This window comes from Halobellus sp. LT62, assembly GCF_037031285.1.
Taxonomy (GTDB): domain Archaea; phylum Halobacteriota; class Halobacteria; order Halobacteriales; family Haloferacaceae; genus Haloquadratum; species Haloquadratum salinisoli.
Genome location: NZ_JAYEZO010000002.1, coordinates 97,094 through 110,075, shown reverse-complemented (window position 1 = coordinate 110,075; position 12,982 = coordinate 97,094). Strand labels below are relative to the sequence as shown.

The 12,982-nt window shown below is 66.5% G+C and carries 13 protein-coding genes; 2 read left to right on the top strand and 11 right to left on the bottom strand.

Annotated features, from left to right (window positions below; translation table 11 throughout):
• Nucleotides 1-14: 14 nt before the first annotated feature.
• From argC to U5919_RS09740, 11 genes are all read right to left on the bottom strand, one after another.
• Nucleotides 15-1,091, bottom strand: a complete 1,077-nt coding sequence (argC, locus tag U5919_RS09790) for an N-acetyl-gamma-glutamyl-phosphate reductase (protein WP_336023991.1) — start codon at nucleotides 1,089-1,091, stop codon at nucleotides 15-17.
• Nucleotides 1,088-1,960: a lysine biosynthesis protein LysX gene (lysX, locus tag U5919_RS09785; protein WP_336023990.1), complete on the bottom strand. Its 873-nt coding sequence runs from the start codon at nucleotides 1,958-1,960 to the stop codon at nucleotides 1,088-1,090. Before lysX ends, argC begins: the two co-directional genes overlap by 4 nt.
• A gap of 1 nt (nucleotide 1,961) precedes the next feature.
• Complete coding sequence (gene lysW / locus U5919_RS09780) at nucleotides 1,962-2,141, bottom strand: lysine biosynthesis protein LysW (protein WP_049985548.1); 180 nt, start codon at nucleotides 2,139-2,141, stop codon at nucleotides 1,962-1,964.
• A gap of 204 nt (nucleotides 2,142-2,345) precedes the next feature.
• Nucleotides 2,346-3,827 carry an argininosuccinate lyase gene (argH, locus tag U5919_RS09775; RefSeq protein WP_336023988.1) on the bottom strand — a complete coding sequence of 494 codons (1,482 nt, stop codon included), beginning with the start codon at nucleotides 3,825-3,827 and terminating at the stop codon, nucleotides 2,346-2,348.
• A 3-nt stretch (nucleotides 3,828-3,830) separates the two neighbouring features.
• Complete coding sequence (locus U5919_RS09770; RefSeq protein ID WP_336023987.1) at nucleotides 3,831-5,048, bottom strand: argininosuccinate synthase; 1,218 nt, start codon at nucleotides 5,046-5,048, stop codon at nucleotides 3,831-3,833.
• Between the two features lie 520 nt (nucleotides 5,049-5,568).
• Nucleotides 5,569-6,771: a cation:proton antiporter gene (locus U5919_RS09765; protein ID WP_336023986.1), complete on the bottom strand. Its 1,203-nt coding sequence runs from the start codon at nucleotides 6,769-6,771 to the stop codon at nucleotides 5,569-5,571.
• Nucleotides 6,771-7,256 (bottom strand): cation:proton antiporter regulatory subunit, encoded by a 486-nt coding sequence (locus U5919_RS09760; RefSeq protein ID WP_336023985.1) that lies wholly within the window; start codon nucleotides 7,254-7,256, stop codon nucleotides 6,771-6,773. The genes U5919_RS09765 and U5919_RS09760 overlap by 1 nt, the downstream gene beginning before the upstream one ends.
• A gap of 66 nt (nucleotides 7,257-7,322) precedes the next feature.
• Nucleotides 7,323-7,976: a dolichol kinase gene (locus U5919_RS09755; RefSeq protein WP_336023984.1), complete on the bottom strand. Its 654-nt coding sequence runs from the start codon at nucleotides 7,974-7,976 to the stop codon at nucleotides 7,323-7,325.
• A gap of 4 nt (nucleotides 7,977-7,980) precedes the next feature.
• Complete coding sequence (gene glyS / locus U5919_RS09750) at nucleotides 7,981-9,780, bottom strand: glycine--tRNA ligase (protein WP_336023983.1); 1,800 nt, start codon at nucleotides 9,778-9,780, stop codon at nucleotides 7,981-7,983.
• Nucleotides 9,781-10,626 (bottom strand): CBS domain-containing protein, encoded by an 846-nt coding sequence (locus U5919_RS09745; protein ID WP_336023982.1) that lies wholly within the window; start codon nucleotides 10,624-10,626, stop codon nucleotides 9,781-9,783.
• A gap of 101 nt (nucleotides 10,627-10,727) precedes the next feature.
• Nucleotides 10,728-11,903, bottom strand: coding sequence for an alpha-hydroxy-acid oxidizing protein (locus U5919_RS09740; RefSeq protein ID WP_336023981.1), 1,176 nt, complete (start codon nucleotides 11,901-11,903; stop codon nucleotides 10,728-10,730).
• A 358-nt stretch (nucleotides 11,904-12,261) separates the two neighbouring features.
• On the opposite strand from U5919_RS09740, the gene U5919_RS09735 reads away from it, so the two are divergent.
• Both U5919_RS09735 and U5919_RS09730 read left to right on the top strand, forming a co-directional pair.
• Complete coding sequence (locus U5919_RS09735) at nucleotides 12,262-12,429, top strand: DUF7556 family protein (protein WP_203229141.1); 168 nt, start codon at nucleotides 12,262-12,264, stop codon at nucleotides 12,427-12,429.
• 133 nt (nucleotides 12,430-12,562) lie between these two features.
• On the top strand, nucleotides 12,563-12,982 hold the full coding sequence (locus U5919_RS09730) for a PPC domain-containing DNA-binding protein (RefSeq protein WP_336023980.1): 420 nt from the start codon (nucleotides 12,563-12,565) through the stop codon (nucleotides 12,980-12,982).

The following is a 12,982-nucleotide window of genomic DNA, read 5'->3' as shown; positions in this document are numbered from 1 at the left end:
TAAGTCGATTGTCGTCAGGGCGCGCCGACGGGGTGGAGTCCCGTGAACTCCAAGCCAGCCGTCTCCTCGATGCCGAGCGCGATGTTCGCGGCGTGGACGGCCTGTCCGGCCGAGCCTTTCATCATATTGTCGATCGCCGAGAAGACGACCAGTCTTCTATTTCCGGGGTCGATCTCGAAGCCGACTTCGCCGAAGTTGGTCCCGGCGACGGCCTTCGGCTCGGGGTAGCGGTAGACGCCGCCACCGCCGGCGACGGTCCGCATAAACGGCTCGTCGGCGTAGGCGTCGCGGTAGGCCTTCCAGAGGTCACCCTTCGAGACGGGCGCGCTCGGGAAGAGGTGACAGGTCGCGCTCGCACCGCGGATCATATCCACGGCGTGAACGGTGAACGAGACCGAGAGCCCGAGGAACTGCTCGATCTCGGCCTCGTGGCGGTGGCCGGTCGGCGCGTACGGGCGCACGATACCCGAGCGCTCGGGGTGGCTGGAGGCATCGCCGCCGCCCGCACCGCCTTCCGAGGAACCGACCTTCACGTCGACGACGGCCTGCTCGTCGCCCTCCAGAATGCCGGCGTCGAACAGCGGCTTCAGCCCGAGGATCGTCGCGGTGGCGTTGCAGCCGCCGGAGGCGATGAGTTCGGCCCCCGGGAGGTTTTCGCGGTTGATCTCGGGCAGGGCGTACTCCGACTTTTCGAGGTATTCGGGACAGACGTGCCCGTCGTACCACTCGTCGTACTGCTCCTCCGTATCGAGGCGGAAGTCCGCCGAGAGGTCGACGACGGTGTCGGCAGCGTCTTGAAACTCGTCGATGTGCTCCATCGAGACGCCGTGCGGCGTCGCCGCGAAGAGCGCGTCGACGGATTCGAGTTCCTCCGGCGAGGTGAAACGGAGGTCCATCTCGCGGAGGTTCGGGTGGACGTGGCCGACGGTCTTGCGCTCCTTCGATCTGCTCGTCGCCTGCACGACGTCGAACTCGGGATGCTGATACAGCAGGCGCAGGAGCTCGCCGCCGGTGAATCCGGAGCCGCCGACGACGGCGGCGGTGTAGGCCGCGTCGTCCCCGGCGTCCGCGTGTGAATCGTCACCACTCATACGGCTGTTTCCGTCCCGGTGGCTTGTTCGGCTTTCGATTCGAGCCAGTCGACGACCGTCGCGGGAACGTCGACGTCGACCGCGTCGTTCAGCGCCTTGAACTCGACGGTGTGGTTTACTTCGTGGACCGTGTAATCGGAACCAGTCTCCATCAGGTCGACGCCGAGCAGCCCGCCGCCGACGGCGTCGGAGGCGGCTTCGACGAGCTCGCGGGCGCGGTCGTCGAGGTCGAACTCGGCCACTTTGCCGCCCTTCGCGGCGTTGGTGAGCCAGTGGTCCGACGAGCGCGTCATCGCGGCGACCGGATCGCCGTCGACGGCCAGCACGCGGATGTCGCGGCCGGGCTTCTCGACGAACTCCTGCACGTAGAACACCTTGTGCTGGTAGTGGCCGAGCGTCGCCTTGTGTTCGAGGATGGCCTCGGCGGCCGACGGCGATTCGACTTTCGCCATCAGGCGACCCCACGAGCCCACGACGGGCTTGATCACGCAGGGGTAGCCGAACTCCTCGATGGTCTCCATCGCGGAGTCGACGGTGTAGGCGACCTCCGTGTTCGGCGTCGGCACGCCCGCGCGTTCGAGCGCGAGGCTGTTTTTCACCTTGTCGGCACAAATGTCGGCGGTTTCGGCACCGTTGACGACCGGGATGTCGTACGCGTCCAAAAACTGCGTCGTGTAGAGGCTCCGACTCGTCGCCAGACAGCGGTCGACGACGAGGTCGACCCCCTCGAGCGATTCCGGCGGTTCGGCGATGTTGAACTGCTCCTTCCGGACGTCGATCTTCTCCACCTCGTGGCCGCGCTCGCGGAGCTCCGTGAGGAGGAGCTTTTCGTCCTTCCGAATCCGGGAGTAGAGCAGCCCAACTTTCATCTTATTCGCCCCAGTCCTCTTCGAGCTCGGGGGCCTCTTCGAGTGTGATCGGGTCGACCGAGACGACCTCCAGCTCCGCGCCGGTCGCGGGGCTGTCGACGATTTCGCCGACCTCGACGTCGGCGGGGATCTCGATTTCTTCTCCGGTCAGCGGGTCTTCTGCGGTGATGGTCTCTGCCATACCGATCGATGGGCGAGGAAGCGACTTAAACCCATCGAAGTTGTCGGATAAATTACCCGAGCAGTGAAACCACTAACGGCGCAGAACAGTCGAAGGATACGCCCGTGTGAAATCTATGTCTGATTTCATATATGAATGTCCCCGGGAGGGGACCGTCGCGGCCGCGATCGCCGACGCGGTGGTGACGGTGGGACCGGTGGACGCTCAGGCATACGCCTCCACCTCCGCCTCCAGCGACTCCGCGGCGTCGTCGAGCGCGGTCGTGCGATCGTCGTAGGTCGTGCGGTCGGCGGCGAGCGCCGTGCCGGCGTCGTCGAGTTGTGCGGCGACTGCGGATGGAGCAGGGCCGCCGAGCGAATCGCGGCTGGCGACGCTCTCGATGGGATCGAGCGCGGCTTCGACGCGCTCGCGGCTCACGTACTCGAAGAGGGACTCGCCGAGCACGTCGGCTGCGACCGCGTCAAGTGTTGCGAGGTCGGGCGTCTCGCCGTCGGCGCGCTCGGCCGCCGCCGCGAGCACCTCGTGGGCCGTCCGGAACGGCACGCCCGCCATCGCCAGGGCGTCGGCGACACCCGTCGCCGTCGAGAAGCCGTCGCCGGCCGCCGCTTCGAGCGCCTCCTCGGGCCACTCTGCGGTGGCGACCGCGCCCGCGACGACCGCGGTGGCCTCCGAGACCGCGTCGACGGTCTCCCACGCGTGCGGCGTCGCGCGCTGGAGGTCGCGGTTGTACGCGCGCGGGAGTCCTTTCAGCGTCGTGAGGAGTCCGGAGAGGCCGCCGACGGCGTCGCCCGCGACCGCGCGGACGAGCTCGAGGGTGTCGGGATTGACCTTCTGCGGCATAATCGACGACGTCGAGGAGTACTCGTCGGCGAGGTCGACGAAGCCCTTGTTCGCGAAGATCACGAGGTCTTCCGCGAGGCCCGAGAGCGTCGCCGCGTGCGTCGTCAGCGCCGCCGTCGACTCCGCGAGGAAGTCGCGACCGGCGGAGGCGTCCATCGAGTTCGCGACGACGCCCTCGAAGCCGAGCAACTCGGCCGTGCGTTCGCGGTCGATGTCGAACGGCGTGCCCGCGAACGCGGCCGCGCCGAGCGGCGACTGATTCGCCCGGCCGTAGGCGTCCAACAGGCGCGCGGTGTCGCGGGCGAACGCCGACTCGTAGGAGAGCAGGAAGTGCGCGACCGTCGTCGGCTGGGCGGGCTGGAGGTGCGTGTAGCCGGGCATCACGGTGTCGACGTGTTCGGCGGCGACCTCGACGAGCGCCTCGCGGAGCGCGAGCGTCGCCTCGATCGCGTCGAGCAGGTCCTCGCGCAGGCGGTAGCGGATGCACGCGGCGACCTCGTCGTTGCGGCTGCGCGCGGTGTGCATCTTGCCGCCGTCGGGGCCGACGCGCTCGACGACGGCCGTCTCGATCGCCTCGTGGACGTCCTCGCCGTCGGGGAGCGCCCCGTGGCCCGCGGACTCGACGTCGGAGAGCGCGGCGAGAATCTCACCGGCGACGTCGTCAGCGACGATATCCTGCTCGGCGAGCATCACCACGTGCGCGCGGTCGACGGCGAGGTCGGCGGCGAAGATGCGCTCGTCGGCCGCGAGACTGGACATAAAGCCGCGGGCGGGGCCGCCGCTGAAGCGGTCGCGGCGGACGACGCTCGAACGTTCTTCCCCGTTGTCAGCACCCTCGCCCGTCATCGCTCACTCCCAGTCGCCTTCGTCCGCGTCGCCCTCGACGGCGTCGATGGCGGCGTTCGCGAGGCGCGACTGGAACCCGTGGTACTTCGCGACGCCGGTCGCGTCCTGTTGGGTGATGTCGCCGACGCCGGAGGTGTTGAACGACGCGGCGTCCTCGGAGTAGGCGGCGTACTCCGAATCGCGGGCGACCGGGCGGGCCTGCCCGCCCTGGAACTTGATCGTCACCGTGCCGGTGACGCGCGTCTGCGTCTCGTCGATGAAACCCTCCAGAGCACCGACGAGCGGGTGATCGACGAGGCCCTCGTAGCTCTTCTGGGCCCACTCGGCGTCGATCGAGCGCTTGAAGTCGCGCTCGTCTTTCGTGAGGACGAGCTGTTCGAGCGCCTCGTGGGCGGTGAGAAGCGTCGTCGCCGCCGGGTGCTCGTAGTTCTCGCGGACCTTCAGCCCGAGCATACGGTCTTCCATCATATCCGTGCGGCCGACGCCGTGTTTGCCGGCCTGCTCGTTCAGCGCCGCGATGAGCTCCGGCGGCGAGAGCTCCTCGCCGTCGAGCGCGACGGGGTAACCGTCCTCGAACGCGATTTCCACTACCTCTGTCTCGGTGGCGTTCGCGGGGTCGTCGGTCCACTCGTAGATGTCCTCGGGGGGCACGTATCCGGGGTCTTCGAGCTGTCCGCCCTCGACCGAGCGGCTCCAGAGGTTGGTGTCGATCGACCAGACGCCGGAGTTGCCCGACTGGACGGGGAGGTCGTTGTCCTCGGCGTACTGCTGCTCCCACTCGCGGGTGAGTTCCAGTTCGCGGACGGGCGCGATCACGTCGAGGTCGGAGGCGCGCCAGACGACCTCGAAGCGGAGCTGATCGTTTCCTTTGCCGGTGCAACCGTGCGCGAGGGCGTCGCAGCCCTCCGCCTCGGCGACGTCGAGGATCGCGTTCGCGATGACCGGGCGCGCGAGCGCCGTGCCGAGCGGGTAGCCCTGATACGTCGCGTTCGCGCGCACGGAGTCGAAACAGAGATCCGCGAACTCGTCTTTCGCGTCGACGACGTGCAGGTCGAGACCGTGTGCGTCGGCGGTCTCCTGTGCCTCCTCGAACTCGGATTCGGGTTGCCCCACGTCGACGGTGACGCCGACGACTTCGTCGTAGCCGTACTCCTCCTGCAGGAGCGAGACGCAGACTGTCGTGTCGAGGCCGCCCGAGAACGCGAGTGCCACGCTTGTCATTATATCTCCGATTCGAACGCTCATCCGTATAAAATACACGGTTTAAAGTTTAGAAATTAAATCGCAGCAATGCCTATAGAGACGCTACTCGCTTGTGAGTTGATTCGATACGACAGTGGGAGAGGTAATAGTGGGCCTAACGGGCCCGTCGTCGCGGTCGTCGCGCGGCGTCGGTCGTCTCGGCGGAAATCGGAATAGTAAGCGCCGAGGCGAACGGAGTCGCGACTCTCGACGGGGCGCGAGTGCGCATCCGAGAGAGACGCGTCATTAGGAGTGTGAAACAGACGCGTCGTACTAAACGTTTTCGAGACAGAGCGCCGCTGGACGGCCGATCGACGACGACTACCTGCTCGACGAGCTAATCACGCAGGAGTATACACTGGAAAAGGTCAACGAGGCGTACGAACCTCCTCGGCGGCAACGACATCCACAGCGTGCTGAAATTGTAGTCGGTGCGGAGGTCGGTCAACGCGCTCTATCTGGGACAACTCGGAATTTCTGTCGGGGCTTCCCGCCGTGGTCAGGCGTCGGTACCGAGGGGGAGAAATCGAGCGAGAACGCTCTCGACGGCGTCCGAACGCTGCATCAACAGCGTTCCGAACACGCTCATCACGAGCACGTAGCCGACGGCGAGCGCCGGGATCGTCTCCTGCATTACCGTCGTCGATCCGCCGGCTGCGAGCGCGGCGATGACGAGCGAGAATTCCCCGCGCGGCACCAGCCCGATGCCGACCCGGAGCGCACGGTGCTCCGAGAGGTCGTAGACGCGACCCCCGACGTAGCCCGAGAGCAGTTTCGCCGGGGTCGTCAACAGGACGGCCGCCGCGAGCGGGACGGCGACGCCGACGAGGAGTCGCGGGTCGGTGCCGACGCCGATCCAGAAGAAAAAGACCGCGGCGAAGACGTCGCGGACGGACGTGAGCTGTCGTTCGATCCGCTCGCGGTGCCCGCTGGTCGAAAAGCCCATCCCGACGAAAAACGCCGCGACCGCTTCGCTCACGCCGATCGACAGCGCGAATCCGGCGATGGGAACGACCACGCCCAGTACCCGGAGAACGAACGACTCGGTGTCGGCGACATCGAGGACGCGAGAGAAGAACGCCGTGCCGTACTGGACGGCCAAAAGTAGCGCACCGAGGAAGCCGAACGCGATCGCCAGCGACCGCCCGAGGCCGTTGAGTCCCGCACTGGTTCCCCCGAGGACGAGCGAGGCGACGATCGCGAGATAGATTGCAATAAAGAGGTCCTCGAAGACCAGCGTCCCGAGGATCGGGTCGGCCTCGTCGTTGGCGATCCAGCCGAGGTCGATCAGCGTCTTGGTGATGATCGCCGACGAGGAGATGTAGACGATCCCGCCGAGCAGCAGCGCCTCGACGATCGACCAACCGAGTGCGAGACCGAGCGCGATCCCGAGCGGGAGGTTGATCGCGGCGTCGACGACGCCCGCGCGGGTGATTCGCGATCGTGCGGCCAACAGTCGATCGAGGCTGAACTCCAGTCCCAGAAAGAACAGCAAGAGGACGATTCCGACCTCCGCGAGGATCGTGAGCATCTCGCTTTCGGGCACGTGCGGGAGACCGAACCGACCGGCGACGAAGGGACCGGCGAGCATCCCACCGACCACGTACAGCGGGATGACCGACAGGCCGATCCGGAGCGCGAGCGCTCCGGAGATTGCCAGAACTGCGAACACCTGTCCGAGTTCGAAGAGCCCTGCCGCCATTATGCACTGGTCACGCGCGATTCGAAGTCCGCACAGTTCGCACGGGTACCGACGACGACGAGCGTGTCGCCCGCCTCTATCGTCGTGTCGCCACCGGGCGACGGGATCACGTCCTGTCCCCGTTCGATCGCGACGACCGACGCGCCGGTCTCCGCGCGGAGGTCAGACTCGCCGAGCGTCTGGCCGACGATCGGTGAGTCCGCGTCGACCTCGACCCACTCTAAGAGCGTGTCACCGCCGAGCAGCGTCTCGATGTTCTGCGATTGGACCGGCTGAAAGTACGCCCCTTCCAAGATCGTCCCGATCTGTCTCGCCAAGTCGTCGGGGAGCTCGAACAGCTTCTCCGAGTCGCTGTCGGACGTCTCGCGCAGAAACACCTCTCGCCGCCCGTCGTTATGGGTGACGACCACGAGCTGTGTGCCGTCCGGTAAATCGATCTCGTGTTTCTTTCCGACGCCCGGGAGGTCGCTCTCGTAGACCGTCACGGACCGCGCTTGGTCGTGATCGTACAAAAAGTATCGCGTCGGATCGGCGTCAGCGAATCCCGGTGTTCAGCCCAAGACGGGCGCAGCGCCGGCAACCGCGAGCACGGCGCTGGCAGCGAGTGCGCCCGCGGGAGGGATCGAGAGGTTATCGTCGACGACGTAGCCCGCGATGACCGGCTTGAAGCCGTCCGCGACGGTCGCGGCGAGGGCGGCCGCGACGGCGGCCGCGAGGCCGACGACCGTACCCACCGCGGGAACGAGGAACGGCGCAGAGACGGCGAAACACACCGCAAACATCGCGCCAAGCGTCCGGAGGCGCTTCGATTCGTCGGCTGCGCGCGTCGTCCCGAGCAGCCCCGAGACCGGATCGCCGATCGTCAGCATCAGCGCGGCGGGAACGGCGATGTACGGCGCGAACACGAGGACGACGGCGGTGATGCTGAACATATACAGCGCGTAGCCCGCGACGTTCGTCTGCTCGTAGGAGCGCGTGAGTTCGTCGTAGATCGCCCAGTCGAGACCGACGACCAGCCGGAAGAACTCCAAGACGGCCGCTGCGGCCGCACAGACGAGCATCACGAGGCCGAACTGGTCCCACGAGACGAACTCGAGGACGTACAACAGCGGAAGCCCGGTCCCGCTCGCGTGAACGAGGCGACGCTTGAGTTCGCTCTCGGAGACGTTCGAGAGGACACCGGAACTCGATTGCGCGGAGGGCACCGTCTTACGCGTCCGCGCCCGGTTCGACGAGGTCGTACGTCTCGACGAGGTCGTCGAACGACCGGTCGCCGCTCGTGACGGCGCGAAGCTCTTCGATCAGCGATTCGAGGGGCACGCGGACTTGGCGGGCGGTGTCGCGCTCGCGGATCGTGACGCTGTCGGGATCGTCGCCCTCCAGCCCGTCGCGGTCGACGGTGACGCAGAACGGGGTGCCGACCTCGTCCTGCCGGCGGTAGCGGCGACCGATGCTGCCGGAGTCGTCGTAGACGACGCTGAACCCGGACTCTCGAAGGTCCTCGACGAGCGCCTCGGCGCGATCGACGAGCTCGTCGACGTTCGAGACCAGCGGGAAGACACCGACGTCCGTCGGCGCGACCGCCGGCGACAGCGAGAGGAACGAGCGCGTCTCGCCGGCGACCTCGTCCTCGTTGTACGCGTGCGCGAGCAGCGTGTAGACGGTCCGATCGACCCCGAACGAGGGTTCGATCACGTGCGGCGTGATGTGCTCGCCCGAGACCGTCCGCTCCTCGATCCGGAAGTTCGCCACGTCGGCGTCGACGGTCTTCGTCTCGCCGCCGACCGTGACGGATACCTCCTCCGTATCGAACGCCGAGGGGTCGCGCTCGGCCAGTTCTTCGAGCGCCGACTGCACGTCGGCGGCGGCCCCGCCGAACTCGGGTCCGAGCACGCTCATATCCGGGTCGGCGACGGCCTTCTCGACGTTCTTCGGCTCGTCGAACTGCCGGAAGATCGTGAAGTCGTCGTCGCTGTGCTCGCCGTGTTTCGAGAGGTCGTAGTCGCCCCGATAGGCGAAGCCGGCGATCTCGATCCAGTCGCCGTCGACCTCGCTCTCGGCGTCCCAGCAGTCCGCGGCGTAGTGGGCACGCTCGCCCGCGAGATGTTGTCGAAAGCGGAATCGGTCCATATCGACGCCGACGCGCTCGTACCACTCCTGGGCGACTCCGAGGAAGTAGCCGATCCACGCGTCGCCGACGATGCCCTCGTCGACGGCCTCGCCGACGGTGGTTTCGACGTACTCGCCGTCGTCGGCCCCCTGTTCGGTCGCCGGATACAGGACGACCTCGACGTCGCGCACGGAGTCGAGATCCGGTTCGTCGCGCTCGGGGTCGACGAACTGCTCTAACTCCGCTTGGGTGAACTCCCGAGTCCGGACAATGCTCTTCCGCGGCGAGATCTCGTTGCGGTAGGCGCGGCCGATCTGCGTCGCGCCGAACGGCAGGCTGTTGCGCGCGTACTCCTTGATGCGCGGGAACTCCACGAAGATGCCCTGCGCCGTCTCCGGTCGGAGATAGCCCGGCGTCGACGACCCCGGGCCGATATTCGTCTCGAACATCAGGTTGAAGTCCTCGACCGGCTCTCCGGCGAGGTGGCCGCCGCAGTTCGGACACTGGAGGTCGTGTTCGGCAATCAGGTCTTCGACCTCCGAGACCGGAAGCGATTCGGCGTCTTCGAGACCGGTGTTGTCCTCGATGAGGTGGTCCGCGCGGTGGGAGGTACCGCAATCGGGACACTCGACGAGCATATCGTCGAACCCGTCGAGGTGGCCGGAGGCCTCGAACACCGGTTCGGGCATAATCGTCGGCGCTTCGATCTCGAAGTTGCCCTCCTGAACGGTGAAGCGGTCGCGCCACGCGTCCTCGACGTTCGACTTCAGCGCCGCCCCTTGCGGGCCGAAGGTGTAGAAACCGGCCGCGCCGCCGTACGCACCGCTCGCGCCGAAGAAGTAGCCGCGGCGTTTCGCGAGTTCGGCGAGCCGCTCGCCCTCCGTTCGCTCCTCGCTCATCTACAGCGCCTCCAGTAAGTCCACGTCGCGGACGATGCCGATCAGTTCGTCGCCGCTGACGAGCGGGATCTGCTCGATGTCCTCGGTGATCAGGGCCTGGGCGACCTCGACGACGGACTTGCGCGTCGAGACCGTCACGAGGTCATCGGACATGAACGTCGAGACGGGCTCGGCCGGGAGCTCGACGTTCCGCGTCGGGACGTAGCGCCTCCCGATAGCCTTGATTCCCTCCCACATCCACTCGTCGTCCTGTTCGGCGAAGGAATCGCCCGTGTCGTCCTCGCCCTCGACGACGCGGGCGACGTCGATGATGTCGACCTCGGTGAGGATGCCGTTCATCCGCCCCTCGTCGTCGAGACAGACCGCATAGGGGACGTTCGCGTAGTAGATCTCGCGCTCAGCCACCGGCAGCGGCGTGGCGTCGTACGTCGTGTTCACGTCCTTCGTCGCGACGTCGCCGGCGGTGGCGTCGACGTCGACCTCCTCGCGGGCGATCGCGCGCACGACGTCGGTGACGGTGACGATGCCCTCGAGTTCGCCGTCGACAACGGGGACGCGACGCGTTCCCGCATCGAGCATCAGGTGGGCGGCCTCCTCGACGCTGGTGTCGGCGGTGACGGTCGGAACGTCACGCATCAGCACCGCGAGTTGGTCCTCGTCGGGGCTCTCGATCAGCTCCTCGCGGGAGACGAGGCCGCGGTACTCCTCGCGGCCGTCGGTCCGCTTGACGACGGGGACGGACGAAAAGCCGCGTTCTTGGAGGTACTCCAACACGTCGTCGCGGGTCCCCGGGAGTTCGACAGTGACCACGTCCTCTCGGGGCGTCATCGCGTCGGCTACGTTCATACGGCGTTGTACTGCGTCACACCTCTTGTACTCTTTGAAGCCCCCGGAGCCCGTAGATCCGGTTTCGACGGCGGCGGATCTCGCCGGACGACGAGCCCCCGTCAGTCGGCGAGCACCGATTCGTCGACGTCGGCCACGTCGTCGTGACCGATCAAACCGAGCGCCAGATCGAAGTCAGCGAGGAGGTTCGCACAGACCTCCCGGACCCCGGACGCGCCGTCGAGAGCCAGCCCGTACACGTACGGACGGCCGAGGAGGACGGCGTCGGCACCGAGTGCGAGCGCTTTCAACACGTCCGCGCCGCGGCGGATCCCGCTGTCGAAGACCACGTCGACCTCCTCGTCGACGGCGTCGACGACATCCGGAAGCTGCTCTAGGGCGGCCACCGCACCGTCGACTTGGCGGCCGCCGTGGTTGGAGACGACGACGCCCGCCGCCCCGGCGTCGACCGCGCGTTCGGCGTCGTCCGGGTGGAGGATCCCTTTCGCGACGACCGGGAGATCGCTGTACTCACAGAGCCACGCGAAGTCGTCCCACGTCAGCGTCGGATCGCTGAAGACGTCCAGAAACTCGTCGACGGCGGCCTCGGGGTCCTCGTCGACGTCGCCGTCGACGCGGGATCGAAACGTCGGATCCGAGAAGTAGTTCGCGACGCCGTCGCCGTCGAGAAAGGGCAGGTAGGCCCGCTGCATATCCCGCTCGCGCCACGCGAGCATCGGCGTATCGAGCGTGACGACGACGGCTTCGTATCCCGCGTCCGTCGCCCGATCGACGAAACTCCTCGCGAGGTCGTGATCCGAACTCCAGTAGAGCTGAAACCACCCCGGCGCGTCGTCGAGTTCCGCGCGGACGTCCTCCATCGTCGTCGACGCCGCGGAACTGGCGATCAGCCCCATCCCCAACTCCGCGGCCGCCCGAGCCGTCGCGCGCTCGCCCTCCTCGTGGATGATCGATTGGACGCCGACCGGAGCGAGCATCACGGGATGTGGAAGCTCCGTACCGCAGACGGTCGTCGAGAGGTCGCGCTCGGCGACGTCGCGGAGCATTCGCGGAAGCAGGCGGTACCGTCGGAACGCCTCCCGGTTCCGGTCGACCGTGTCCTCGCCGCCCGCGCCGCCGGCGACGTAGTCGTACGCCTCGGGCGAGAGCGCGTCCAGTGCGGCGGCTTCGAGGTCCTCGTAGCTCATCGGAATCCCGGGCGTCTCCCCGCCCCGTCCCTCGGTGAACACACGTGCCATCCGCCGCGTTCCCGGCTGTGTCGGTGGGTCGTCGGCCATACTTACCGTGTGTTGTCATACGGCAATTATAGTAGCGTTTGCAAGTATTCACCCACTCGATCGCACGACAGCGTGCGGTCGGATGAGCGGTCAGTTGCAAACGCTACGATACCTTCTCCGACGGTTGGTGGATTTCCGCAAAGTCGCGTAGTATCGGATGCGTTTCCGTGTGTCTAGATGTGTCGTGATACTTGGTACATACTCGCACGATCAGCCGGTTTCTACCGACCATACGTCTCGTAAAATCCCAAATATGCACAGATATAGTCTGTTTCTGTGTGAGAATTATGCACATTCGTCAGATCGACGGCGGCTCCGATCCGACGGGTTTATGTATGAATGAGACACACTCACAAACATGACGCCGAATGCGACGGCTGTGTCCGACGCGTCGCGCGCCGAGGTGATGGCCTCGGTGGACTCCACTCCCGCTCAGGCGGAGTTCATTATCGCGGACGTTTCCCGCGATGATGCGTGGCTCTCGATGCGGGTATCGGAAGCACCGTCGCTCCGAGACTGGGCGTAAGCACGCGGTTCGGCTATTTTTTCGACGCCGACGTGCGAGCGGCAGCGCCGGCGTGGCTCACGAGGATGACAGCAGTTCACGCCGCACCGTCGGGACAGCATGATTTTTGTCCGCGACTCCCGAGCAACAGGGTATGCACTACCGCGAGGTCGACGCGAGCCGAGAGTTTCTGCTTCGGCTCGAAACGGGGGCCGACTGGCGCACGGAGATCGAGGAGTTCGCCGATCTCGAGGGGATCGACGCCGCGTGGTTTCAGGCGATGGGCGCGGTTCAGGACGCCGAAGTGTGGTTCTACGATCAGGATGACAAAGAGTACCAGTCGGTGACGTTCGACGAACCGCTGGAGGTCGCCGCCTGCGTCGGTAACGTCGCCGACCTCGACGGCGAGCGCTTCGCGCACACGCACGCGATACTCTCCCGTCCCAGCGGACAGGCGCTCGCGGGGCATCTCAACGCCGCGACCGTCTTCGCCGGCGAGGTCTACCTCCGCGCGTTCGACGAGTCGCTCGAACGGGAACGTGACGACGTGACCGATCTGGACCTCTGGCTGTAG